The 23,579-nt window shown below is 49.8% G+C and carries 26 protein-coding genes and 2 pseudogenes; 14 read left to right on the plus strand and 14 right to left on the minus strand.

Features of this window, described 5'->3' with window-relative positions:
- Positions 1-205 precede the first annotated feature (205 nt).
- On the plus strand, positions 206-667 hold the full coding sequence (locus C1752_RS07510) for a GNAT family N-acetyltransferase (RefSeq protein WP_110985424.1): 462 nt from the start codon (positions 206-208) through the stop codon (positions 665-667).
- Positions 668-716: 49 nt separating this feature from the next.
- Here the strand turns inward: C1752_RS07510 and C1752_RS07515 are convergent, their stop codons facing one another.
- On the minus strand, positions 717-1,544 hold the full coding sequence (locus tag C1752_RS07515; RefSeq protein WP_110985425.1) for a PD-(D/E)XK nuclease family protein: 828 nt from the start codon (positions 1,542-1,544) through the stop codon (positions 717-719).
- A gap of 184 nt (positions 1,545-1,728) precedes the next feature.
- Here C1752_RS07515 and C1752_RS07520 point away from each other — a divergent pair, with 184 nt between their 5' ends.
- From C1752_RS07520 to purU, 5 genes are read left to right on the plus strand one after another with little or no spacing between them, the layout of a single operon-like run.
- The gene (locus C1752_RS07520) at positions 1,729-2,709 is read left to right on the plus strand and encodes an ABC transporter ATP-binding protein (RefSeq protein WP_110985426.1); all 981 of its coding nucleotides are present in this window, start codon (positions 1,729-1,731) and stop codon (positions 2,707-2,709) included.
- Positions 2,706-3,509, plus strand: a complete 804-nt coding sequence (locus C1752_RS07525) for an ABC transporter permease (protein ID WP_110985427.1) — start codon at positions 2,706-2,708, stop codon at positions 3,507-3,509. Before C1752_RS07520 ends, C1752_RS07525 begins: the two co-directional genes overlap by 4 nt.
- 21 nt (positions 3,510-3,530) lie before the next feature.
- Positions 3,531-5,447, plus strand: coding sequence for a GldG family protein (locus tag C1752_RS07530; RefSeq protein ID WP_146242289.1), 1,917 nt, complete (start codon positions 3,531-3,533; stop codon positions 5,445-5,447).
- A 33-nt stretch (positions 5,448-5,480) separates the two neighbouring features.
- Entirely contained in the window at positions 5,481-6,047 is a 567-nt protein-coding gene (locus C1752_RS07535; protein ID WP_110985429.1) for a DUF4340 domain-containing protein, read from the plus strand.
- 14 nt (positions 6,048-6,061) lie between these two features.
- On the plus strand, positions 6,062-6,916 hold the full coding sequence (gene purU, locus C1752_RS07540) for a formyltetrahydrofolate deformylase (protein ID WP_110985430.1): 855 nt from the start codon (positions 6,062-6,064) through the stop codon (positions 6,914-6,916).
- Positions 6,917-7,047: 131 nt separating this feature from the next.
- On the opposite strand, the gene C1752_RS28025 is transcribed toward purU, so the two are convergent.
- Positions 7,048-7,299 carry a hypothetical protein gene (locus C1752_RS28025; protein ID WP_146242290.1) on the minus strand — a complete coding sequence of 84 codons (252 nt, stop codon included), beginning with the start codon at positions 7,297-7,299 and terminating at the stop codon, positions 7,048-7,050.
- A gap of 2 nt (positions 7,300-7,301) precedes the next feature.
- On the opposite strand from C1752_RS28025, the gene C1752_RS07545 reads away from it, so the two are divergent.
- The 4 genes from C1752_RS07545 (at position 7,302) to C1752_RS07560 (ending at position 12,127) form a co-directional block, all read left to right on the plus strand.
- Positions 7,302-8,192 carry a DALR anticodon-binding domain-containing protein gene (locus tag C1752_RS07545; protein ID WP_158535032.1) on the plus strand — a complete coding sequence of 297 codons (891 nt, stop codon included), beginning with the start codon at positions 7,302-7,304 and terminating at the stop codon, positions 8,190-8,192.
- Between the two features lie 295 nt (positions 8,193-8,487).
- Positions 8,488-10,047 carry a bifunctional pantoate--beta-alanine ligase/(d)CMP kinase gene (locus tag C1752_RS07550; protein WP_110985476.1) on the plus strand — a complete coding sequence of 520 codons (1,560 nt, stop codon included), beginning with the start codon at positions 8,488-8,490 and terminating at the stop codon, positions 10,045-10,047.
- Between the two features lie 198 nt (positions 10,048-10,245).
- Positions 10,246-11,535 carry a carboxyl-terminal processing protease CtpC gene (gene ctpC / locus C1752_RS07555; RefSeq protein WP_110985432.1) on the plus strand — a complete coding sequence of 430 codons (1,290 nt, stop codon included), beginning with the start codon at positions 10,246-10,248 and terminating at the stop codon, positions 11,533-11,535.
- Between the two features lie 139 nt (positions 11,536-11,674).
- The gene (locus C1752_RS07560) at positions 11,675-12,127 is read left to right on the plus strand and encodes a hypothetical protein (RefSeq protein WP_199464310.1); all 453 of its coding nucleotides are present in this window, start codon (positions 11,675-11,677) and stop codon (positions 12,125-12,127) included.
- 52 nt (positions 12,128-12,179) lie between these two features.
- Here C1752_RS07560 and C1752_RS07565 read toward each other — a convergent pair whose 3' ends face one another.
- From C1752_RS07565 to C1752_RS07585, 5 genes and pseudogenes are all read right to left on the minus strand, one after another.
- Positions 12,180-14,153 carry a hypothetical protein gene (locus tag C1752_RS07565; RefSeq protein WP_110985433.1) on the minus strand — a complete coding sequence of 658 codons (1,974 nt, stop codon included), beginning with the start codon at positions 14,151-14,153 and terminating at the stop codon, positions 12,180-12,182.
- Between the two features lie 131 nt (positions 14,154-14,284).
- Positions 14,285-15,187 (minus strand): D-hexose-6-phosphate mutarotase, encoded by a 903-nt coding sequence (locus tag C1752_RS07570; RefSeq protein ID WP_110985434.1) that lies wholly within the window; start codon positions 15,185-15,187, stop codon positions 14,285-14,287.
- Between the two features lie 139 nt (positions 15,188-15,326).
- Positions 15,327-16,481, minus strand: coding sequence for a low temperature requirement protein A (locus C1752_RS07575; RefSeq protein WP_110985435.1), 1,155 nt, complete (start codon positions 16,479-16,481; stop codon positions 15,327-15,329).
- A 52-nt stretch (positions 16,482-16,533) separates the two neighbouring features.
- Positions 16,534-16,692 (minus strand): annotated as a pseudogene (locus tag C1752_RS30210) (SDR family oxidoreductase); the annotation flags it as partial.
- A 56-nt stretch (positions 16,693-16,748) separates the two neighbouring features.
- Positions 16,749-17,027: a nuclear transport factor 2-like protein gene (locus tag C1752_RS07585; protein WP_158535033.1), complete on the minus strand. Its 279-nt coding sequence runs from the start codon at positions 17,025-17,027 to the stop codon at positions 16,749-16,751.
- On the opposite strand from C1752_RS07585, the gene C1752_RS28350 reads away from it, so the two are divergent.
- Positions 17,026-17,319 carry a hypothetical protein gene (locus C1752_RS28350; RefSeq protein WP_158535034.1) on the plus strand — a complete coding sequence of 98 codons (294 nt, stop codon included), beginning with the start codon at positions 17,026-17,028 and terminating at the stop codon, positions 17,317-17,319. The genes C1752_RS07585 and C1752_RS28350 overlap by 2 nt on opposite strands.
- On the opposite strand, the gene C1752_RS07590 is transcribed toward C1752_RS28350, so the two are convergent.
- Positions 17,304-18,059, minus strand: coding sequence for an SDR family oxidoreductase (locus C1752_RS07590; RefSeq protein WP_110985437.1), 756 nt, complete (start codon positions 18,057-18,059; stop codon positions 17,304-17,306). The genes C1752_RS28350 and C1752_RS07590 overlap by 16 nt on opposite strands.
- A gap of 147 nt (positions 18,060-18,206) precedes the next feature.
- Between C1752_RS07590 and C1752_RS07595 the strand changes: the two genes are divergently transcribed.
- The 3 genes from C1752_RS07595 (at position 18,207) to C1752_RS07605 (ending at position 19,749) form a co-directional block, all read left to right on the plus strand.
- Positions 18,207-19,091: a LysR family transcriptional regulator gene (locus tag C1752_RS07595; protein ID WP_110985438.1), complete on the plus strand. Its 885-nt coding sequence runs from the start codon at positions 18,207-18,209 to the stop codon at positions 19,089-19,091.
- A gap of 159 nt (positions 19,092-19,250) precedes the next feature.
- Positions 19,251-19,472, plus strand: coding sequence for a hypothetical protein (locus tag C1752_RS07600; protein ID WP_110985439.1), 222 nt, complete (start codon positions 19,251-19,253; stop codon positions 19,470-19,472).
- 64 nt (positions 19,473-19,536) lie between these two features.
- The gene (locus C1752_RS07605) at positions 19,537-19,749 is read left to right on the plus strand and encodes a hypothetical protein (RefSeq protein ID WP_233501437.1); all 213 of its coding nucleotides are present in this window, start codon (positions 19,537-19,539) and stop codon (positions 19,747-19,749) included.
- A 444-nt stretch (positions 19,750-20,193) separates the two neighbouring features.
- On the opposite strand, the gene C1752_RS07610 is transcribed toward C1752_RS07605, so the two are convergent.
- The 6 genes and pseudogenes from C1752_RS07610 to C1752_RS07635 all read right to left on the minus strand — a co-directional run.
- Positions 20,194-20,493: a HepT-like ribonuclease domain-containing protein gene (locus C1752_RS07610; RefSeq protein WP_158535035.1), complete on the minus strand. Its 300-nt coding sequence runs from the start codon at positions 20,491-20,493 to the stop codon at positions 20,194-20,196.
- 68 nt (positions 20,494-20,561) lie between these two features.
- Positions 20,562-20,867 carry a nucleotidyltransferase family protein gene (locus tag C1752_RS07615; RefSeq protein ID WP_110985441.1) on the minus strand — a complete coding sequence of 102 codons (306 nt, stop codon included), beginning with the start codon at positions 20,865-20,867 and terminating at the stop codon, positions 20,562-20,564.
- Positions 20,868-20,925: 58 nt separating this feature from the next.
- A complete protein-coding gene (locus tag C1752_RS30215) occupies positions 20,926-21,111 on the minus strand; it encodes an element excision factor XisI family protein (RefSeq protein ID WP_315865245.1) in 186 nt (61 codons plus the stop codon).
- Between the two features lie 9 nt (positions 21,112-21,120).
- Complete coding sequence (locus tag C1752_RS07625; protein WP_110985443.1) at positions 21,121-21,819, minus strand: hypothetical protein; 699 nt, start codon at positions 21,817-21,819, stop codon at positions 21,121-21,123.
- 35 nt (positions 21,820-21,854) lie between these two features.
- Positions 21,855-23,426: a protein kinase domain-containing protein gene (locus C1752_RS07630; protein WP_110985444.1), complete on the minus strand. Its 1,572-nt coding sequence runs from the start codon at positions 23,424-23,426 to the stop codon at positions 21,855-21,857.
- Between the two features lie 37 nt (positions 23,427-23,463).
- Positions 23,464-23,579: pseudogene (locus tag C1752_RS07635) on the minus strand (IS1 family transposase); the annotation flags it as partial.

The raw sequence follows: 23,579 nt of genomic DNA on the forward strand, positions 1-23,579 counted from the left end.
CTGACAAGATAAAACCTAGACAGGAACCTAAATCAATCAACAGACCACTCAATTGGCACCTCTTTATAGATAACCTTAGATACGCCATTGAGATAAGCTAAAGAAATGCTAACGCTTTTATCTGCGTCTCAAACGCGCAATAAGTCTTCAAAAAATGTGCTTTCCCCAAAGACTTTTGCTCCTTATCACTTAACCCTCAATAACGTTGTTTGCAAGCAAAACACCCCGCATTATTACAAGGACTAATGACGAAGATTTAGTCCTACCCGCTTTAAATCAACTGTTTGCCAAGGCTGGGCAGCCCGTTCGTGATCTCGCAAAGCTAGAGATAGCACTTCAGAATTCACTCCTGTTCGTAACGGCCCGCATACTTCGAGACGACGCGGTAGTGGGATTTGTCCGCGTCACTGGGGATGGCGTTTTCAACGCCGCGATCTGGGACTTTGTTGTTGATCCCAGCCTGTCCAACGGTGAAGACATCAAAAAGATGCTGCTGCAGCGCCTAAAGCAAGAAATTCGACGGACAGGGCTTCAATGCTCCGTCACAATTTTTGCGCAGCCAGAAGATGTTGCTTTCTTACAGAAGGCTAATTTTAGTGAAGATCAAGATGGTATTCAAGCAATGGCCCTCCGCCGAGGGTTATTGAAGTGGCGTTCGCCATTTTAGCTATTTCTACTCAGATGAAGAGACAGCAGGGTTGTGTGGAAAGGAAGAGCTATAGTGGCATCTCTGCGATCGCATCTAAATCATTCCCCCCCACAAACAGATCGCTACGACCACGACAGCGGACCAGAAAAGGGCAGGTGTGCTGGCGACCATCGCACTGTCCATCTTCGATCTGCACTTGAGAGAAAGGCTGACCACGTTCATAGCCAACCAGGCTATGCCGCAACTGCCGTAGCATTGTCACCAATTCTTGGTGCGTCTGCTGATGCCGATCTGAATCATAGGGCAACACTAGAGAGTGAGACGCCTTGCCCCGCACTTGTGCAAACCAATAAACCATCGAAATCTGTTCTGGACTGTAACCGGTGGTTTCTACAAGCAAATAGGGATACAGCTTGGTTTGCCAGTCACGGCACAAAGCCTTTAAGTCACGAGGACGAGTATAGGTCTTCCAGTCTAAGATTTGAGCCTGCTGACTGTTTTGAATCAGTAAATCGTACACCGCTACCAGCGTGAAGCCCTCACAGACCATTGTTTTCTGGTGCTCACTTTGGCGTTCACCCGCAATTGAGGGGGGCGGAGACTGCTGTAGCGCATCAAACCACTGCTGTAGAGGTGGGTTCTCCTGGAGAAAGGGTTGGATATCGAGTCCCATGGACTGCTGCTGCAGTAAATAGTGAAACTGTGAGCCGAGGATCTGCCGTTCTCGCTGAGCATCGACCGTGGGTAATCCCCACTGCTCAAGATAGCGATATTGAAACTTCCGCTGACATCGGGCGAATTGACTGAGATGATTTTGAGAAATTTGCCAGATTGAACCCATCGACTCGGCAGTGATCCTCAATTCGAGATTTTGCGGCGTCTGGTTTACAGGCATGTTTGCGAATTGTTAGCGTCTTAAGCTGTTTCTAATCGTATTCTCGTACACTGAGTCTTCAGAATACAGAGCAGCTCCCAAACAGGTAGGGGGAAGCTGAGCAGAATGACGGGCCCCGTGGTCAGCGACGGCTCGGGGTGTACTCTAGTTTTGTACAAATAGATCACAGGATTTGACGAACGCGATGATTGAGGTTGAGCACCTAAGCAAAATCTATGGCTCAACAACGGCAATCAAAGATGTCACCTTTAGGGCTGAGCCGGGTGAGATTTTAGGACTTTTGGGCCCCAATGGCGCAGGAAAGACCACGACGATGCGAATCCTAGCAGGTTACCTACCGGCCACCAACGGTGAAGCCCGCATTGCAGGATATGAAGTCCATGACAAACCGATGGCTGTACGTCAGCGGATCGGATATCTACCGGAAACACCGCCGCTGTACCTAGATATGACGGTGGCAGGTTACCTCTATTTTGTCTCGCGGATTAAGGGTGTGCCTGCAGGCGATCGCAACTCCCAAGTAGACTGGGCCCTGGATCGATGCCAGCTTCTCAAAAAGCGGCACGTCCTCATCCATAAGCTGTCAAAGGGCTTTCGACAGCGCGTAGGCATTGCGCAAGCTATTGTTCACGATCCACCCGCCATTATCTTAGATGAGCCAACCGTGGGCTTAGATCCACGTCAGATAATCTCTGTGCGAAATCTCATCAAAACCTTGGCGGAGAACAAGACGGTGCTACTTTCGACCCACATTTTGCCCGAGGTCAGCATGACCTGTAACCGAGTCGCCATTATTAATCAGGGCGAAGTCGTCGCCGTGGGTTCCCTGGAAGACTTAATGGCTCAGCGTATCGGGGGTACAGCCTATGACCTTGATGTGCAAGGCGCTCGCACTGACATTGAAGGCCAACTAAACTCAATCGGAGGGATCAAATCCGTGAAGTGGTTATCCGATGAGACAGAAACGCGACAGCAGGTTCGGGTGACCTCTGGATTAGGAATAGAGCCAGGGCCGCAGATTGCCTCAGCGCTGGCAGAGAAAGATCTGCCACTTTTTGAGATGCGTCGAGTCGCAAAAAGTTTAGAAGATGTATTTTTAAACCTCACCACGGAAGAACAAAAGCCAACCGATGACGTGGATCCGATGGAGGAGGAGCTTACATGAACCTCATCGTTAACAATGTGCTAGCTATCTATCGCAAAGAACTGCGGGGATACTTCAAGGCGCCCCTGGCGTTTGTGATTGCCAGTGTGTTCTGGCTGCTGGCAGGGCTCTTCTTCTTATTCATTCTACAGAGCGTGATTGAAGAAGCCTCTCAATTTGATGTCTTGCAAAGTCAGCTCAGTGAGTCGGGTACCGCCATTGACGTTCCCAGCGCGATTTTGCAGCTTTTTCTCGGGATCATGGGGTCGCTAGCCCTGGTCATTCTGCCCATTTTATCGATGGGACTTTACGCCGAGGAGCGCAAACGCGGCACGCTGGAGCTACTGGCAACATCGCCGATTACCAACTGGGCTGTGGCCTTAGGAAAGCTAATGGCGGTGCTCACATTCTTCATTACGCTAGTGGTTCCGATCATTACACTAGAGGCATTGACCTTCAGCAGTGCTAATCCGCCGATGCCGCTGGAAATTTTGCTAGTTAGCCACCTAGGGCTAGTGCTGTTAGCCGCGTCAATTTTGGCGTTGGGACTGTTCATCTCTTCGTTGACAGATAGCGTGATCCTGGCAGCGATTTTGACCTTTGCCGTCATTCTGCTTCTGTGGATTTTGGATTTGCTGGGAGAGCGTCTCGGGGGTCCATTGGGGGGCATCTTGAATCACTTATCGCTGCTGAAGCACTACTCCACCCTGAGCCAAGGGGTTTTAGATAGCAGCAGTGTTGTTCTATTTTTGAGCTATGTGGTTTTGGGACTATTTCTAACGGCTCAATCCATTGATTTGTTCCGGTTTCAACGCTCCTGATCTCTTTACCTCTGCTTCAACGTGAAACGTTTTTTACCCCACTTCAAAGGTTCCTCTAAACTGATTATGCTCCTACTGTGGTTGGGGGTGTTGTTGGGGGTTGCGGGTGTCTGTGCGGGACTGATTGCAAGCTGGAGTGCGCTCCCGGTAGGGCTGGTCATCGGGGGATGTGTACTGCTGGGACTTGGCATTCTGCTCCAGTGGCAGTACTCGCCGCCACCGGATAGCTGGTGGCGAAGGAGATCGATCCAGGCAGGCACAAATTCGGTGATTGCAGCAGCGGCGGTAATCGTTATTTTGGGGCTAATTAATTTTCTAGCCGTGCGCTATCCCGCCCAAGTTGACTTGACTGAGGCACGGTTATTTTCACTGGCTCCCCAGTCAAAGCAGGTGGTGCGATCGCTACAGCAGCCGCTGAAGGTTCTGATTTTCGATAAGGTGACGGACCCCCAGAATAGAACGCTACTGGAGCAATATCAGCGTCTTAGCCCTCAGTTTGAGTTTGAGTTTGTCGATCCGCAGGCGCAGCCAGGATTAGCACAAAAGTATCAGGTGCAGACAGCAGGGGCGGTAGTTTTAGATGCAGGTGCCCGCACGAAAACCCTCGACACCGCACTGACAGAGGTGAATTTGACGGCTGCGATCGCAAATATTGTCAGCGATCGGCAAACCCAAGTTTTTGTCATTCAGGGTCACGGAGAGCGACCCATCGCGGGCACGCAGGCCAGCCTTTCAGAAGCTGTAGAAGCCCTCCGCAGACAGGGCTTCAAAACAGAACTTCTGAACATAGTGGAGCGGCAACAGATCCCTGAAGAAACGGACGTTCTGATTATTGCCGGACCGAAGCGAGCCTTTCTCCCGGCAGAGATCAAGCTCCTGAACGGATATCTGCAGCAGGGCGGGAAAGCATTACTATTGCTCGACCCTGAAACAGAGCATGGTCTAGAACCAGTTCTTAAGCAGTGGGGGATTACGCTGGACCGTCGGCTGGTAGTCGATGCCTCTGGCTCGGGTCAGTTGCTCGGCTTAGGGCCAGCCGTCCCTGTAGTCCTTGACTATGGCCCCCATCCCATCACCGAAGACTTTGCCCAGGGCATCTCCTTTTTTCCCCTTGCCCAGGCACTCAACGTGGAGCAGGCACCCAATCAGCAGGTGACCGAGTTATTGCGTACTGGAGGGAGTAGTTGGGCCGAGTCTGAACCCGATAGCGAACAGCTTCAATTTGATGAGCAGAAAGATCGTCAGGGTCCCTTAGTGATCGGGGTTGCGATTCAGGAGCTGGAGCCAGAGTCCTCAGCAACTCAGGCACCCCAAAAGTCAGACAAAGCCCCAGCCCCTAATCAGCCCACAGATCCGCAGTCCCAGTCTGCGAGTCCATCACCCAGTCCCTCGCCAACTACGAATGGCACAGGTAACGCACAAAGTTCTGCTTCGCCGCCCGTGTCTCCGAGTCCTTCAGCTTCACCCTCTGCATCGCCCAGTCCACAATCGAGTCCGCAAGCTCAGGCTCCTAGCCCTGAGGCGAGTCCCCAATCCCCGACAGCGCCTAAGACACCTAATGAAAATGCGGAGCAGACAGCAGCGTCTCAATCCTCTGCCTCATCGCCGAGTCCAAAGCCATCGCCGAATTCAAAACCCGCAGACTTTGCCGTTAAACCGACGCCGAAGCCACTCGCTCGGCTCGTGGTCATTGGCGACTCTGATTTCGCATCCTCTGGACCGTTCGGGCAAGTGCTAAACGGAGATTTATTCCTGAATGCAGTGACTTGGCTTGGGAGTGATGAAACGAATCCGTCCCTTTCGATTCGACCGAAGGAGGTCACCAACCGTCGGCTACAAATTACACCTCAGCGGCAGCGACTATTAACGATTCTAGGGGCGCTTCTGCCGGTGAGTGCTCTGGGGATTGCGGTCACGCTTTGGTGGCAGCGTCGGTAGGGTATTGACGAAGCAACCGATGAGTAGAGAACCATGAAATCTAATACTTTGATCTTGGTCATCACTGCGGCGATCTTTGCCGGAGGCGTCTTCATTTGGGACCGTCAGCAGAGCTCGCAGCCACAGACCGAAGCCGAAGAGACTGGTACGGCGATTTTTACATTTAGTGAAGACGAAGTGCAGCGTCTAACCATCACCACTCCAGTACAAACCCTGACGTTCAAGAAGGTGACGGGTTCTAGCACTTGGGCGATGGAAGCGCCAGAGGCGGGTCCTGCTGATGAAGCCGCTCTACTATTTTTGATCAATCTACTAGCGACAGCTCAAAGCCAGCGAACGCTGGATATTTCACCGGCCCAGCAACAGGACTTTGGTCTGGATCAGCCCACCACAGTTGAGGTTTTCCTCAGTAATCAACAGACCCATACGCTGATCCTGGGCGGCAAAGATTACGAAGGGGGTGCCGTTTATGCTCGGGTTGATCCAGTTAAAACCGAGACACAGTCTTGGGCCGTTGAATTAGTGCCAACGTCCTTTCTGGATGCTGTCTCTCGGCCAGTCGCTGAATGGAAGGCCCAGCCCCAATCCAACGATAGCTGAGTGAATCTCTGAATATGTCTGCTTCTACTGCACAGTTGCTAATTTCTTGCCCGGACCAGCAGGGACTGGTGGCAAAAATCTCAAATTTCATCTACGCCAATGGCGGCAATATTATCCACGCCGATCACCATACGGATTTTGCGGTGGATCGGTTCTTGACCCGCATCGAGTGGCAGCTAGATGGCTTTAAGCTGCCGCGAGAGCTGATTGGCCCTGCGTTTCAAGCCATCGCCGAGCCTCTGGAGGCCACATGGGAGCTCAGCTTTTCTGATGCGGTGCCTCGAATTGCGATTTGGGTGAGCCGCCAAGATCACTGTCTCTACGATCTGATCCTGCGCCAGCGAGCCAAAGAGCTGCAGGCAGAGATTCCGTTGATTATCAGTAATCACGAGAAGTTGGATGCGATCTCAACTCAATTCAACATCGACTATCACCACATCCCGATCGCAGCCGCAACGAAGGAGGAACAGGAAGCCAAACAATTAGACCTACTGCAGCAGTATCAAATCGACGTGGTGGTGCTGGCAAAATACATGCAGATTCTCAGTGCTGACTTCATCGCCAAGTTCCCTCAGATTATTAATATTCATCATTCTTTCCTGCCCGCCTTTGCCGGAGCCAACCCCTACCAGCGTGCCTACGAACGGGGTGTCAAAATCATTGGAGCCACCGCTCACTACGCCACTGCTGACCTCGACCAGGGGCCAATCATTGAACAGGATGTGGTCCGCGTCAGCCACCGCGATGAGACCAAAGATCTGATCCGCAAGGGGAAAGATTTAGAACGGGTTGTGCTCGCCAGAGCCGTCCGGCTTCATCTGCAAAATCGAGTCCTGGTTTACGGCAACCGCACAGTGGTCTTTGGCTAGCGTTCTACAGCAAAGTAGCGACTAAGATTCCTATGGATTTGTCTGTTGAGAGCCTCACTGAGAAATAGCGTCAGTGAGCTCAAATAGCGAACTTTTGGGGACCGGTTCAATCTGCCCCTGGTAGGTGGCGATCAGTCCCTGCTGTAGCCTTTCTGAAGGATGAAAAAGAAACACGCGGCTAAGGCATTCTCTATGTAGGTTTGGCGCTGATGCCCTCCCACCCGAGCAGAGGTAAGAACTTCGTCATGCCAGTAAATTTTTCGATCTAGGTGATAGAGCCGGAAGAAGACGCCTAGAATCAGCAGCAGTATGATCACCACGAGGAGCTTAGATTGTAAAAGCTGCCATTTTAGAGAAGTGGGGTTCGTGGCGGATGGAGGCATTGATGGGATCGGCTAAAGTCAGGGCTGGCAAGATAGTAGCAGGCCAAACAATGGTCTCGATTGCCTATCCGTCTATGAAGCAAACGTTAGCCGATTTGTTCATAGATGCAGCAATTTCTCTCCCGGCTTCTCTGCAATCTATCCCCCTACAGGCTGAGGCAAGAGCCGGCACCTTCGTCTCTGCAGTGGCGCTTCAGCTTGCGAGTCAGCAGTCGGCGGCAGAGGTTGCCCAGGCGCTCCTGGCGGCGGTGCCCGTCACGCAGGGGCTGAAGCTGTGGGTAAAAGCACCGGCCTGGATTTATGGGCAGTTTTCGGCAGATGCGATCGCAACCCATCTCCAGCAGCTCACGGCCTTCCCCCCCCGCCTACCCTTGCCAAGTCCAGCCGCGCTGGACGCTAGCTTTAGCGATCCTCTTTTGTTCCCAGTCCAGTACGCCCATGCTCGCTGTTGCTCGCTGCTGTGTCTGGCCCAGCGCGAAGGATTGATTGATCTGCGGGCTGGCGAGCAAAGATTTCCAACGATCTCTACTCCGATTTCTTGGTGTACAGCACAGGACCAACTTCGACTGCAGCATCCTGCAGAACAGACCTTAATTCGATCCCTGCTTGACTTTCCGGGTGCTCTCCAAACACCCAAACAGGTCTGGCGAAGCGATCAATGGCCTGGGGTACCCCTCCCCTGGCCCCTCGTTCATCAACGCCTCGTTCGCTACACCCAGCAGTGGGGCGAGGACTTTCTACATTTTTATCGAGACTGTCGCATCTTCGGAGAGGTGAGCCAGCAAAATCGAGCCTTGAGTCAGGCTCGACTGGGTTTAATCGCCACGACTCAGCGCGTGCTGGCCTTTCTGCTCCAAGATTTGCTGCATCTGATGGCCCCCGAAGAGCTGTAGCGTTTCCATTCCCAGCCTCTCTCGCCATGCGTGACCACAGCAAACCTTGACAAGGGGGTATACGTTCCTGAATAATCACGATTGTGTGAGGAGCGAACATAACAAAAAAGGCATCGAGACGAAACACGGCCAGTCGTCGGTGCCTTTTTTGATGCCTAAATTTAGAGCAAAAGAGAGAGGGACAAAAGCCATTTCCTGACTAAGACTCCCTCTGGGTCGAGGTTCAGCGTCTTAGTCCGTCGCTCGATTGCAACTGGTGCCCCTAGCCGCTGATCATCAAGATATTAAGTGCAGCATGGATACAGTTCCCATTATTCGCACCATAGCGGGTCTGCAAAGCTTTCTGCAGATGATGGAGGCCACACCTAAGCCAGCGACGCCTGTGCTAAGCAAATTGGGACTAGTGCCCACGATGGGGGCGCTGCATGCAGGGCACCTCAGCCTGATTGAGCGAGCCCGCCACGAGAACCGCTGGGTGATTGTCAGCATTTTCGTCAATCCACTGCAGTTTGCGCCCACTGAAGATTTAGATCGCTATCCCAGACCCCTAGAGCAGGATCAGCAACGGTGTCAGGCAGCGGGAGTGGACGCGATCTTTGCCCCTACCTCCAGCGAGATACTCGGTGACGGTGACGAGGGGCTGACGGCGGTGGTGCCTCCCGCTCACCTTGACGATGGGCTGTGTGGTCCGTTCAGGCCCGGACACTTTCAGGGCGTGGCGACCATTGTTCTGAAACTTTTGAATCTCGTGCGGCCCGATCGCGCCTACTTCGGCCAAAAGGATGCCCAGCAATTAGTCATTATCCAGCGCCTTGTGCAGGATTTGAATGTGCCGGTGGAGATTGTGCCCTGTCCGACTGTGCGGGAAGCCAGCGGTTTAGCGTTGAGTTCTCGCAATCAATATCTCGACGCCCGAGCAGATGCAGCAATCATCTACCAGGGTCTGCAGGCAGCTCAGCAGCGTTTTGAATCGGGCGTGAGAGAGCGTGAGGCTTTGCTTAATACCGTTCGTCATCGGCTGGCCCCAGTGCCGGAAGTTGAGATTGAGTATGTTGATCTAGTGGATCCGGTGACGCTGGAGCCACTCTCTGAGGTTAAGGATGTGGGGAGAGTTGCGATCGCAACCAAATTCAGCAACACACGCCTGATCGACAACATTTTGCTAGACGCTCGCCCCCCCATCCTCGCCATCGATGGTCCAGCAGGCGCAGGTAAATCCACCGTCACTCGTCTCTGCGCCCAACAGTTAGGGCTGAAATATCTAGATACCGGTGCCATGTATCGAGCCATCACCTGGCTCGTTTTACAATCTCAAATTAAGCTTGACGATCAGCTCGCCATTGCCGATCTCGTCAGCCAAAGTGACATTAAACTGCAGCTAGACGCCAATCCAGATCACCCTCCCCGCGTATGGGTGCAACAGCAAGACGTCACGGACACAATTCGCTCCCCAGAGGTAACCCAATCCGTCTCTGCCATTGCCGCCCAAAGCGCCGTCCGTCAGGCCCTCGTTCGCCAGCAGCGTATCCTCGGTCAATCCGGTGGTCTCGCCGCGGAAGGCCGAGACATCGGGACGCAGGTTTTCCCAGCAGCAGGTCTGAAAATATTCTTAACAGCCTCTAGCCTAGAGCGCGCTCGGCGACGACATAAAGATCTAGAGCAGCAGGGCGCAGCCCCCATTAGCCTCGAGCAGCTCGAACAGCAAATTGCCCAACGAGACCAAAAAGATAGTCAACGGTCACTCTCTCCCCTCTGCAAAGCCTATGACGCCATTGAGATCGACACCGATGGACTCAGCATTGCCGTCGTCACAGATCAAATCGTTCAGCATTACCGGAACCGTTTCGGCATTTAAACCATCAAGTTAAATAGAAGGATATTTTGACCCTTCTCACACCTCCACGATCCCCTCAGCGTGAGCTGCAAGATTTTTGATGCATATGCTAGAGTGGGCGTACTTTTGGAGTCAAAATGGGTACGATTAGCTTAGTCGTATCTTAGTCGCAACCGAAGCGCGACATCAGCGCATCTCAACAACAACCCGGGTAAGTCTATGGTGATCTCAAAGCGTGGTCTTGTTCTAGGAGCCACTGCCCTTGTCGGTGCAAGCGTCGTGCTCACTGGAGCGGGCCTGCATTTTTCAAAAAGCTGGGCTCTCTTTAAAGAAAGCCCTAAAGAGATCGTTGATGAAGTTTGGCAAGTCATCAATCATGACTACGTAGACGGCACCTTCAACGGAACCGACTGGCGCGCCGTGCGCAACAAATATCTAAAGCGGAACTATAGCTCTAACAAAGAAGCGTACGAAGCCGTCCGCGAAATGCTGGAGCCATTAGAAGATCCCTATACCCGCTTCCTCGATCCAGAGCAGTTTAAAAGCATGCAGATCGATACCTCCGGTGAGTTAACTGGGGTCGGTATTCAGATCACCCAGGACGAGAAGAGCAAAGAAATTACCGTTATTTCTCCAATTGAGGGCAGCCCTGCATCTCAGGTTGGAATTCTGCCTAAGGACGTGATTACGAAGGTCGATACAACCTCAACAGAGGGCCTAGATATCAACGAAGTCGTGGGCTTGATTCGAGGTCCAGTTGATTCAGAAGTGATGCTCACCGTTAAGCGGGGAGACGAGCAGCTGAGCTTTACCATCAAACGACAAAGAATCGAACTCCACGCCGTTGAGTCAGAGTATCGCCCCTCTGCTTCGGGTGGGATCGGGTATATTCGCCTGACTCAGTTCAGCAGCAACGCAGCCGCTGACATGCGGATCGCGATCAATAAACTCAAGAAGAAGGATGCCGCAGGCTATATCCTCGACCTGCGTCTCAATCCTGGTGGGCTTCTATACTCTAGTGCTGAGATTGCCCGGATGTGGATGGATAAAGGCACTATTGTGTCCACTGTTAACCGCCGAGGTGAAGTTGATCGGCTCACAGCTGGGCGCGGCAAGCTCACCGACAAACCGATGGTGATCTTAGTCGATGGTGGCTCCGCCAGCGCTAGCGAAATTCTAGCCGGAGCTTTACAGGACAACAATCGTGCAGTGCTTGTGGGCGACAAAACCTTCGGGAAAGGGCTTGTGCAGTCCGTCCATCCACTAGAGGATGGCTCAGGCTTAGCCGTTACCATCGCTAAGTACCTCACCCCCAGCGGGCGAGACATTAACAAGAAGGGGATTGAGCCTGACTACACCGTCAAGCTCTCTGAAGAACAGCTTGAGGAGCGGACTCGAGAGAAGTTCGCAACCTCGGCGGACCCTCAGTACGTTAAAGCCCTAGATATCTTGCTAGAGAAAATTGTAGCGAAGGATTCAACACAGCTACAGTCGGCTGCGACTGATTAAGCTGTACATCCATCTCTTAGGGCTGCAGGGTTATAACCTTCAGCCCTAGCTGTTTTCGGGACCATCATTACAATCAACTTGATTGAGAGAAACCAGCCTTTCAAGGTAGGATTGGCAAGACGTAAAGAATTGTTGAATCATGGTTGAGCGACCCATCAAGAGATCTGAGCGCGCCGAGCGTGGCGACGAAGCCAAGCGCGATGATCGCAGTAAGGGAAAAAAAGGGGGTCGCGGTAAAGGTCGAGGAGATCGTGAGGAACGCAAGCCTAAAATTTCTCCTGCGTTGATGCGTGGCCCCAAACCCAGTGCAAAGTCAGCCGAGCCGGAACCAGAATCGGTGGAGCCAACGGTAACGGATGCCGTTGTCGAAGAAAATCCAGAAACAGCTTCAGAAGCCCCGGCTGCGGCAGAGTCTTCATCGGAGGAAGCGACGGCAGCGCCCACTGCAGAGGCAGCAAAGGACGCGACGACTGCTGTAGAAGAAAGTCCAGAAACAGCTTCAGAAAATCCAGCGACAGCAGAATCTTCGTCTGATACGACAGAGACAGATCCCGCCGCAGAGGCAGCAGAGCCGGTTGCAGAAGACGTTTAGCCCTCAATTAGGATGGACAAACTGCGCTAATTTTGTCATCTCTCATGCCTAGTTAAGAACAAGGCTCAAATGACAATAAGTGCCACTGTGCTTTCAAATCGACTTTCATCCGTTGGCGAGGGCGACCCAATGATTGCCCCGTCAGCCCATCAGTGGCACAAATCGTTTGATTTGAATATCCAAGCTGTTGCCAATCTATCTCGATGGAGACCGGTTGACTTCTCGTGCTAGGCAGACTTTTAATCCCCTGGGTACTTAGGGGATGGGCGAGGGTCTGCGTTTGTACCTGTGAAAAAGATGGCGAGATAATCGACAGCAATGTTTTTTGCTTTTTGGGAGCAGACCAGAGAACAGCCTGATAACCCTCGGGTAATGCTTCAATCTTGACCGGCGTCATCGCAGGATCTTTAAATACAGGGGTTAAGGCTTTACGATAGCGCCGTGTCCGGTTAAATGCGGGTGGTGCCTCAATAGACAATAGTTTGACGTTGTGGCGATCGATATTTTTTTGCTGCTGCTCAGACAGTTCACTCACCGTGGGCGAAATAATGTGTTGGTACACTGAGAGATCTCCCTCTGCCAAAATGCGATCATCAATAACGGCGGTGGGGATTTGCTTGTCTAGCAGTAGCTCAAAGACCTCAGTGACGGGACCAGCGACGTCGATCCATCGCTTCCGGAGGCTGCGTTTGTTGCGTGACGTCTCACTGAAGTGAACCGCAACACGGCGAACAGGAGCTGCGCCTTCAAACAAAGGCCCCAATTGTTGATCGAGGGCAAATATTTTCTCTAGAACATCGCGGGGAGTTGCGCCTCGTCGATTAACGGCTGCGGTGATGTTGAGTTCATCGACATCTACATTAGCGACGCCCCCATGCGTGACGACAGCACCAACGGCACTGAAGAGCTGTTCATAGGTGGGGACACCATTGATCCACACGTGGGGAGAGGCCCCTGAAATAGTTCGCAGTAGATTCCAGCCCAGGGCCATTTGCACCGCATCTGAGGGTTTGTTGAGCAACAGATCGGGATGGTTGCGAAAGAGTCTGAGGTTGATGCCGTGGCGCGTGGCAACATGATATTCAGTTTTCGGTATTCCTGCCCGTGCCAGATCCGCCGTCATTTCTGGATTCACCAAGGTCGGTAGTGAGGTAGTGCTGACAATAAAGGCAAAGTTAGGGTCATTGCGGAATTGCTCTGACCACTCGTTCATCACCTTTGCCATCGCCTTTGCTTGGAACTGCTTGAGTGCCTCTTGGTACGTGGGAAAGGTTCGTTTTCTACGGGCGAGTCTGGGATTGGCCTGACGAAAGCTCGATTCAAGGGCGGTTCCGTAACAGCCCTCTGGCGGATAGTGGCGAAAGTCAAGGTAAACCCCATCAGCACCATAGCGCTGCAGCTCTTGCAGCCGTTGGGCGACGACATCACCAAAGGGGCTAGAAATATCTAGGTACTGCCCTTTTGCCTTATGTCCGGCGGGGGCACCATTGACGGTTTTGCATCCCCATTCGGGATTCAGCTTGAACATCCGCGTGTCGGAGACGTCCCAGTAGTAGGCTAAGAATTTTCGACCCGCAGCATGGGCCTCTGTAACCATCGGCTGTACTTGATTTTTGACCTGCCTTAGCTGAGGTCGGCCCTGAGCGTCAACGGGGACTGCGCTGGGCCAAATGGGATCTTCATCCTGGGTTTTTATATGTCGAGTAAAGGCCGGGGCACCTAGTTTTTTGAAGCCTGCGCCAGCCTTTCTATAGGCCTCCAGCCAAGTCTGGATACGTGGAGGATAGGCGGGTTTACCTTTCTGCGCCCGCCGCTGAGCATTTTTCTTATATCTTGCGTAAGCAAGAGGCGAAATCCGACTGTGGGCATGAATGCGATGCGCTTCATACCAATCAGGAACGGCTGCCCCCCGAAAAGGAATCGATTCGACGGGAGCGCATGCGATCGCAGGACTTACCAGAACCCCAAAGCCAATTGCTAGGGATAGCTTAGTGGTCGGTAAAGACTTTAGTCGGTTTTGACGCATTGCTGAGGTTCACAGTCCTTCGTATCGGCACATCCAGAAATCATAGGACATAATCCTCTGCGAAGGATGAACGCTCAGCTTAAGCCCCCACTCACGGTGCCGACGTTACTCAGTAAGGGCGACAGATCCGGTCAACGCTCAATGGAGTAATGGGCTTTGATGCTCATGGCCTGACCGGGCAAGACGTTAACGATATCTTGGGCAGCGTTGGCGGTCTCCACACAGAGCAAACGTTGATAGTCGGTGTCTTCTAAGTCACCCATGCTGGCGGAGTTCTCGACCCAAGGGTTCCAAACAACGGCGGTTTTGCTGCCTTCAGAGGTGATGTTGATGCGGCGATCTAGGGCTGCATCGTCGATGATTAGCTTGGCAGGAGGTTCGGTATAGATGCGATCGCATTCTTCAGAGAACTCCACCACACCCTGCTGTGTTTTCTGCTGCCCACCGTCAACTTTATCGATATAATCGGAGCCGTTTAAGCCCAACACCTGCACCCGGTTGATATCGCCAATCTTGAAATAGGTATGGAGAGCCTGAGAGATTGAAAATTCCTGACTGCCGGTATTTTGAGTTTTCAGCTCTATCGACAGCGTCTCACCCACCGTGTAGGTGATCGAAAGTTCAAAGGTCTGTGGCCAAATTTCTGTCGTCTCTGGCGTATTGACGACTCCGAGAGTGACTGCGGTGGCCCCATCTTCAGTCGTATGAGTGCCCATCACGGTCCACAGTCGATTGCGAACAAATCCATGGCTGGCACGCCCTAATCCCTCTGGATCGGGACCAAACCAAGGCCAGCAGATGGGGGTCCCCCCCTTAATGGCTTTGCCCTGCTGATAATAGGCTCTTGTGCTGAGGAATAGAAGATCTTCGGGCTCATTAGCGGGCTGATAGGACAGAATTTGGCCGCCGTACACGGAGATTAAGGCTTTTGCTTTTCCATTACTGATCTCAACGTTGGGGAAACCTCCTTTGCCGTCAATGAACTGGAGCTGATCTGCAATGCCGTACTGGGTGTTGAGTTGCTCAGTCTTCATATTCTTTGTTGATAGTGCCAATATCTTTACAGTAACTTGGCATTGATCAAATACTTGGCTAGGTGGTACTCGGTACCGTAGTGGGTCATGAATGTTTTGAGGAGATCTTGGATGCGATCGCGCCGTAGTACAGCCGTTTTCATACCTTGCAGGTTGTGTAGTTCCTGACCAATACACAAAGCACCATTAGTGTAGCAACCCCTTCCAGCGACAGCAGCAACGGCACAATCAGAATCAATCCAGCAAAGACCGGGAGTATGTATTGTGCTGCACCACTAAAGGTGAACCGATCACGCACAAGCCACAAGCCCACTAGGTAAAGCGCCACCGGAATGGCTACAGCATAATGACCAGCGAGTACACCGACCTTCGCATGATCTGTTACCACATCAACTAGCACAGCAAAGCCTGCACCAACCGCTGCACCGGACGCAAAAATGAGAATATGTCCATATCCCCAAGTCAGCGCCCTCGACAGCTCGTTTGTTGCTAAATGTTCTTCTGGTGAAAAATATAGCCACCACATCGAGAACACAATCACTAGCGCTACCAACGCGATAGAGACTAACTGACCGTCAAAACCATCAGAGACCTGCTCAAGTGCCATTGAACTAGACAGCAGTGTTTCACCGAGAACAATGATGATCAGCAGGCCATACCGTTCGACAATGTGATGCCGATGCCATGACGTGCTGCCATTGCGCTCGGCAAGGGCAGGGACCGTCAGCTCTAGGATGGTTCCCAACGCAAACAGAATATAGAACAAAACCCTTGGTAGGGGCTGACTCAATAGCAGAACGACCCAATACACCTGTGCCAGTGTGATTCCACCTGCGTACCATAGTGCAGTTCTCCGAGATGCTGGGTCGGATCGAGCTGCTCGAAGCCAAAGCACGACTAGGGCAAGACGCATAATCACATACCCAATCACCACTAGGGTCAGGTTAGTTGATTCAAAGAACAGATGAATGCCAGCCGCCATCGTCAATGCGCCGCCCATGAGCACCATCGTTAACAAACGAAACAGGGCATCGTCGTTATCGTATGCAGAGGCAAACCAGGTGTAGTTCATCCAGGCCCACCAGATGCCAAAAAAGGCTGCTGCGAACCGGAGAGTGCCATCGACGAAATGCCCCTCGGCAATGGCATGATGCAGCCCGGTCGCTGCCGCTGCGATCGCAATGACGGTCACCAAGTCGAATAGCAACTCCAACGGCGTCGCTGCCCGGTGCGCTTCGTTCACATCGCGCGGTCTCATGGGACGGAAGCAGCCTGAAGCGAGTTTGCGAATCATAGTATTAACAATCAGATGTCTTTTTAGTCGAGTACGTTCGCTGATTCGATTCTCAACGGGTCGTATAGCCGCCGTTGGCGAAGAACACTTGGCTAGTAATCCACCAACCCTCAGGTGCGAAGAACCTGATGATAGGGACAATATCTTCAACTTGAGTCAGTTGGTTACCCGCTGCTTGAGACTTGTGGAACGCAACCCATTCTAGTGTTTCCTATCCGTACTAAGTTCAAGCGATCCATGCCAACAATATTTTCTGGCGAAAGTGCTTCAATACCGCATACGCCAGTTGATAATGCGCCCATTTTCAACTGTCAGTAGGAAGTTGGCCTCGCTCGCGTAGCCTATACTGCGATACTGGCCGGTCACGACCACTTCGTTGCCGTTGACAGCGAGCTGCGCGTTCTCAACTCGACCTTGGCGCTCAATGATGTCGCTATCAAGCCAACGAAAAAATGCCTCTCCCGACTTCGCAGCCCCATCCCCATATGCCTGTGAGGCGTTGGCATCGAACAGCGAACGTATCCGTTCCGCGTCGTTCGTTTGCATGGCATCGACCAGTGCGCTGACAACGGCCCTAGGCTTAGATAATTCGCTGCCCCCCTCCCTAGGCTCAGACGATTCGCTGACAGTTTCCCTAGACTGGGGCAATGGTGTCTGGACACTCTCGCAGGCTTGGACAGCACTCATATTTACAATAGCCAAGGCAATCAAGATTCTGTTATGCATAAAGCCTCCACAGTCAAAGAAGAATCGACAGATGCCACTTGTCTCCGCGACTAAAAACGGTCAAGCAGCATCCAAGCTAGCGAGTCAAGTACTTACCTACCGAGTGGTGTAACCGCCATTGGCGAAAATTGTTTGCCCAGTAATCCACCAACCCTCAGTTGCTAGGAACCTGATGATAGGGACAATATCTTCAATTTTAGTCAGTTGATTGCCCATTGCTTGGGACTTGTGGAACTCTGTGCGCTCGGGTGTTTCCTGTCCATAGAAGAAGGGGGTGTCCATGGGTCCAGGGCCAATAGCGGTGACGGAGATGCCACGGGAGGCAAACTCCTTAGCCGCTGCACGAGTGAAGTGTTCTACGGGGGCTTTACCGCCCGCATAGGTTGAGTAACCGTCAGTAAATGCAGCCTGTAGCGATGTCACGATGGTAATAATCTTGCCGTTGTCATTGAGATGTTTACCTGCCTCTTTAATGAAAAAGTAGGCTGTTTTTGCGTTGATATCGAACATTGAATCAAATTCAGCTTCAGTCGTCTCGACAATTGGCTTGCGCAGCACTTTACCGACGGTATTTACAGCCACATCTACTCTGCCAAATCGATCTTTAGCCTGCTCGAACAAAGTAGTGACATTCTCTGGCTTCGTCAGGTCGCTCTGGATCGAAAATGCTTCTCGGCCCAATTTTTGAACGGCCTGCACGGTCGATTCAGCCTCCTGCTGGGAGGATTGGCTGTGGTAGTGAACAACTACATTGGCTCCTTTACCGGCAAACTCTCGACTAATCAGTCCACCTAGATTCTTGGCACCCCCGGCAACCAGCACAACCTTATCAGTCAAATCATAATTAGGCATAGCTAACTCCTAGATAATTGAAAATTTTACGCAGCGATCGCTTGCTTCATTGAGTGCAATTCTGCTTGCTCGATCACTGTAGCTAATTGACAAAAGTATGGGTAGTAGAAAAAATTGCAATCATAACTTGCGTTGAGAGCAATAAACATGCACAGCCTCCAGCAGCTATTTATCCAGGTTGTTGAAGCAGGCAGCTTCAAGAAGGCCGCCGAACAGATGCACATGGAGCCATCATCTCTAAGCCGTAAGATAGCGGCACTTGAGAAGCACTTACATGTGAAATTGCTGCATCGTTCAACACGTCACACCCGTCCAACCGAGCTTGGCCAGCAATACTACGAAGGCCTGCGTCGGTTACTCGATGATGAAATAGCTCTGGAAGATGAGATAACCAGTGGTGTCAAGAGACTCAAGGGAACGCTCAGAGTTAGCGCACCCGTTGACTTTGGCGCTGAATTCGTTGTACCAGTTGTCCATGAGATACTGAAAAGTGCACCTGAGCTGTCCGTGGAATTATTGCTCGGTAGCCATTTCATCAACTTGGTTGAGCAAAATATTGATGTTGCAGTCCGGATCGGAGAAGCGTCGAAATCTAACTTGCTTGCCAAGAAAATTGGTGAAGTTTCCAGGGTTCTTGTAGCCAGTCACGACTATTTAAAGCGCTACGGTACGCCGAATACACCTGACGATTTAGTCAATCACAACTTCATTCTATACTCGCCAATTCAGGCTAGAAGTGATATCGAGTTTGCTGATGGTAATAAATATCCCTATTCAAAAATACGAAGCAACATCACCGTCAATAGCGTGAATGCAATTCGAACTTTAGTTAAAGATGGATTGGGCATTCATTTAGGGCCAGCTTGGGTATTTAAAGAGGCCTTGGAAAATGGAGATGTTTACAAAGTTCTATCAAAGTACAATTTAAAAAGCTTTCCTATTCATGCTGTCTATTCAGCCCGAGCATATCTACCTAAAAAAACAGAAGAGTTTATCCAACAGCTATCAAGGTACATAGAACGTAGTATTTAAATCACTAATTAGAAGAGAGAATCTTGCTACTCCGTTTTACCAAGAGTTTGCATTATCATGGTTAGCAACTAACTCTAAGCAGGTCCGGACAACCTAGAACCAATCCGTTCATGAGAGTGTCTTCATCGCGTGGGTTGCTTGTATATCTAAAATACTGCGATGGTCTCCGGCCCGCCTCCAGAGGACAACTACATAAACAGCCATCGCAACTCTAAAGATCGCTACCTAAGCAACGCCGCGAGAGAAAAAACGGATGTCCTGGTTCCGGTCGATCTTTGGGACTCTCTTCTAGCCCTGCTGCCAACACATAGTGGTCTCGACCCCATAGATGAGTTAGAACCCAACAATCAAACCCTGGTTGACCTCAAGGCTGCTACCTAGGAAGCTCAAGCCGGTCAAACCGTCCCGATGCCTGAACTGTGGCACGATCTCAATCAGAACTAGCATGACTGAGGTTCACTTTATTACCTCCATCAAGCGTCGTCTGAAATCTCTAGCTAAGCGCTATCGCCAGAGCCAGAGAGATATTCAGCCCATTCTTGAAAACCTGCAAACAGGAAATTTCGTAGGAGACAAAATCCCCGGCATATCTATGACTGCCTTCAAGGTTAGAGCCAAAAATAGCGCCGTCTCTGTGGGTAAGAGCGGTGGCTACTGACTCATCGATCAAGTCCATTCACCTGATTTCGCTTCCTTATTGCTCATTTATGCCAAATCAGACCAAGCTGATAAGTAGATAGACTTAATTGACTTGAAGATTCCTGATTAAATTCAATATCGTTGCATTGGCCCTCACCCCCAGCCCCTCGCCCAACATTGGGCAAGGGGCTGGGGGTGAGGGCCATGTAGAGCATTTGCTAATATTTGATCTTTAACTTGATTCTGCCTCGCTACTTATCAGTCTCAAAGAGTTAGAAACATTAATGCGAGAGGCGTAGGCCATGCTATCCCTCTCGCATCGGAGAAAGCAGATCTTGTTTAAGTGGTACTCGGTTCTGTGTTGGGTCATGAAGATTTTGAGAAGATCTTAGATGCGATCGCGTTGCAGGACCGAGGGGCGATGAGTAGCAAGAGATCTGCACATTTTTTAGAGCCTAGCAGGTCAAGTTGAAGTGTTTTCCAGATCGTTGATCATTTGCTGTAATGTTCCGATCAGCACGGGAATATTATCTCGGCAGACGTTGTAGAGCTGCTGTGGATCTGTTTGAAAGTATCCATGCGCTAGGACATCACGAAGTCCGATTGCACCACGCCATTCCACTTGAGGGTATTGGGCAAATAGCTGACCTTCAATGATCAGGTCAATTTTCTTGGACTCTTCACCTGCTGCAATCCGAACCATGCAGATGCTGTCCATGCGGTCTACACCGGCGTCGCTATTGATGAAATCTGACTTTAGCAAACCGTCGGGGAATCCGCTCTAATATTGATAGAACCCGTTCTAATCGCTCTCGCAGTAGAGTTTTGCGATCAGACATAGATGGCTTCTCGTTCAATTCGAGCTTTGAATTGAGGATGTAGATGTGGGTGTAGACGCACGATATCAACTGGACGGTCTAACAGGGCTTCTAGCTCTTGTTTGAGTACGGCTGTTGTGAATAGGTTTGGCTGATTGGTGGCAAATACAATATCTACGTCACTATCGGGGGTGGCTTGGTTGCGGGCGTAGGAGCCAAAGAAGCCGAGCTTGTGTAGGTGGTACTCGGTTCCGTGTTGGGTCATGAAGGTTTTGAGGCGTTCTTGGAGGAGATCGCGTTGTAGTACAGCTTTGTTCATATCATTATTTCTTGTAAGCTTATTTCTCGAAGGGCCATTCAATGACTGAAAGCAAGCGTTACGGGACAGCATAGTCAGAATGTTCGCGCATTGCAGGATGATGGAAACCCACTACAATCTCTTTCCTAGAAATGCCCATCTCTTCTAGTTCTTTATCAACTTCAACATCGGTATTTTTTGCTTGGATCCAAATTTTTTCATCTTTGATATCAAGCGGAAATAGCCTAGCTATGAATAGAAACACTATGCAAAATCATCGGTTCTGTATAGCAATTCTGTTAGATAAAAGAAAATCTTTTATCTCGAACAAGGCAATAACAGTGTTTCTGATATTGACCCTAAACTTGCCTTGATTAATCTCACTCAAAAAATCAAATAGGTGCATATAATATTCAAGATAAATTTCTTCATTGAGTAATTTAATACAAAAATTAGAAAATGATATAGGCTCCTGGCTTCCTTCTTCAGCTAACTGCTCTCCTATACCGTTCAAGTAATTAAGCCATAGACTAGTTCGATTTGATACGCTGTCCTTGAAATTTTCAATTTTTGTTTGAAAGTTAGCAGTTAATGATTTTCTGCCGAAATTCAGATAAACTACATCTCTTTCATATGAAATAATCCAAAATGAAGCTACAGCGAGCATATATGCAGAAGAAGAAATATAATTTCCATGCTTAGTTGTGTACCAGCTTAGTGACTGAGCATCTCTAGGAGAAGCTGCAAGAGAAGTCCTCGGGCTATCCATCTTTTGTTCAATCTCTGACAAGCGGTGTTGTAAAGTTTGGCATGCATACCATAGTGGCTTACCATATCTGAACAATTGTTTCCGGGCTTCTGATTGCTCATTCAACCTAGGTCCAATCCAATAGTTCTCAACAAGCTTTATGCTTGTTGATGCAATTCCACCTCCAATTACTCCATAAAGAAGATTAGATATTTGTTCACTCATTGTTTTTAAGATCTGTCTAAATCAATATTTTTTCACTATGAGCATGCTTCAGATTTCGAATCAATTGTGAAAGAATCATCAGGGATCCACCCTTGACGCCCTCCAGATTCAATTTTTAGCCATCTGCGTTCACTTATAGGCGTTTTTCTCAAAGTAGTACTGATAACATAGTAATCATTTGGTTTGACAATGATAATTTCTTGGCTAAAGGGATCAGGCTCACTATGCAAAGATACAAGTCCACTCGTAATTGTGATTATGCAATAATTTCTTCCTTCAGCTTCCCGTTTCTCTTTTTCCTGTTCTATACGTCTTTGTTCAGCAGCTCTTTCTTGTTCTATACGTCTTTGTTCAGCAGCAGCCTTTTCCTGTTCTATGCGTCTTTGTTCAGCAGTCCTCTCAGAAACGCCATTTTCTTGGTTTACCAGATTGCCTCTACCGACTACTTCAGCTTGAGGTTTATTTTCTGAAGTTGTAGGTTCAGGGGTACCAGACTGATTTAGTCCTACCTCTTGTTCTGGCAAATCTTTTGGGGGATCTGAATTAGGAGCAAGATCTCCATTACCAGGTAGAGGAGGAGGCAGAAAAAATTCTTGAAACTTTAGTCTCAAGGATGGAGAACTAACCACTAGTATTGACCCTAATGTTATTAATACTCCAAATCCTAAGAATACCCCCCTAAAAAAGGGTGAAGATCTCAATCGTCTCTTAGATGTAGTTCCTTGAATTACAGTATTACTGCCATTTGCCGATCCATTTGCATCCAATGATGAAATAGAAGTAGTCTTGGATTGTAAAGCATTTTTCATTTTTTGCGCAGAAGCAAATCTTTGGGGAGGGTGGTTCTTAATTGCTTTATCAAGTATCGATGTAAGCCAAGGAGATAGTTTTGGGCAATGAGCTTGCCATAAAATGTCACCCGTACTTGAATCAGTAGGAAAATCATGAGGGAGCTTTCCACTAAGTAAATAGATAGCAGTAAGCCCTAAACTATAGAGGTCACTGGAGGGAATAGGCCTACCAATAGCTTGTTCTGGAGGTAAAAAACCTGGAGTACCTATTCGAACTGAGCTATTTATACTACCGTGTGTATTTAAGTGAATACCCATGATTTCTTTTACAGCTCCAAAGTCAATCAGTATGGGCTTGTTATCATTTTCTCGTATTATAATGTTATCTGGCTTAATGTCTCTATGAATAATACCTTCAGAATGAATATAATCCACAATATTGAGTATATTAATTGTTAGATTTCGAATATATTTCTCCTTCATTAACCCCTCTGATTGCAGTTTTTGTGTTAGCGTTTTTCCTTCAACCCACTCTTGAACGAGATAGAACATTCCTCGCTCTGAGAAGAAAGCATATAAAGTAGGAATCTGACTATGTTTTTGGCCTAAGTTCTCCAAGACAGAAGCTTCCCTTTTGAATCTTTCTTGTACAAGATTTTGTGCTGTTTTGCTACCCGATATGGGTTGTAATTCCTTGATTACACAGTATGATTTAGAAGGCAGGTGAGTATCTTCTGTCAAATATGTTTTGCCGAAGCCACCCTGACCTAAGACTCTTAGGAGCCTATATCGGTTATTTAAAACTTTTAGAGACATAGGTAACTCCGCAGAATATGATCAAAATATGGTAGTCCTAAATAGGTAAGGATTGATTGTAATGGTGAATAAAGTACCAAATAGCACCGATATGATTCTCTAGCTTTTTGGAGAATGACAGTGTCTTGCGCACCAATCTTGAGACGCGTTGGC

Origin of the sequence: Acaryochloris thomasi RCC1774, from assembly GCF_003231495.1 — a bacterium.
In the GTDB taxonomy this organism is placed as follows: domain Bacteria; phylum Cyanobacteriota; class Cyanobacteriia; order Thermosynechococcales; family Thermosynechococcaceae; genus RCC1774.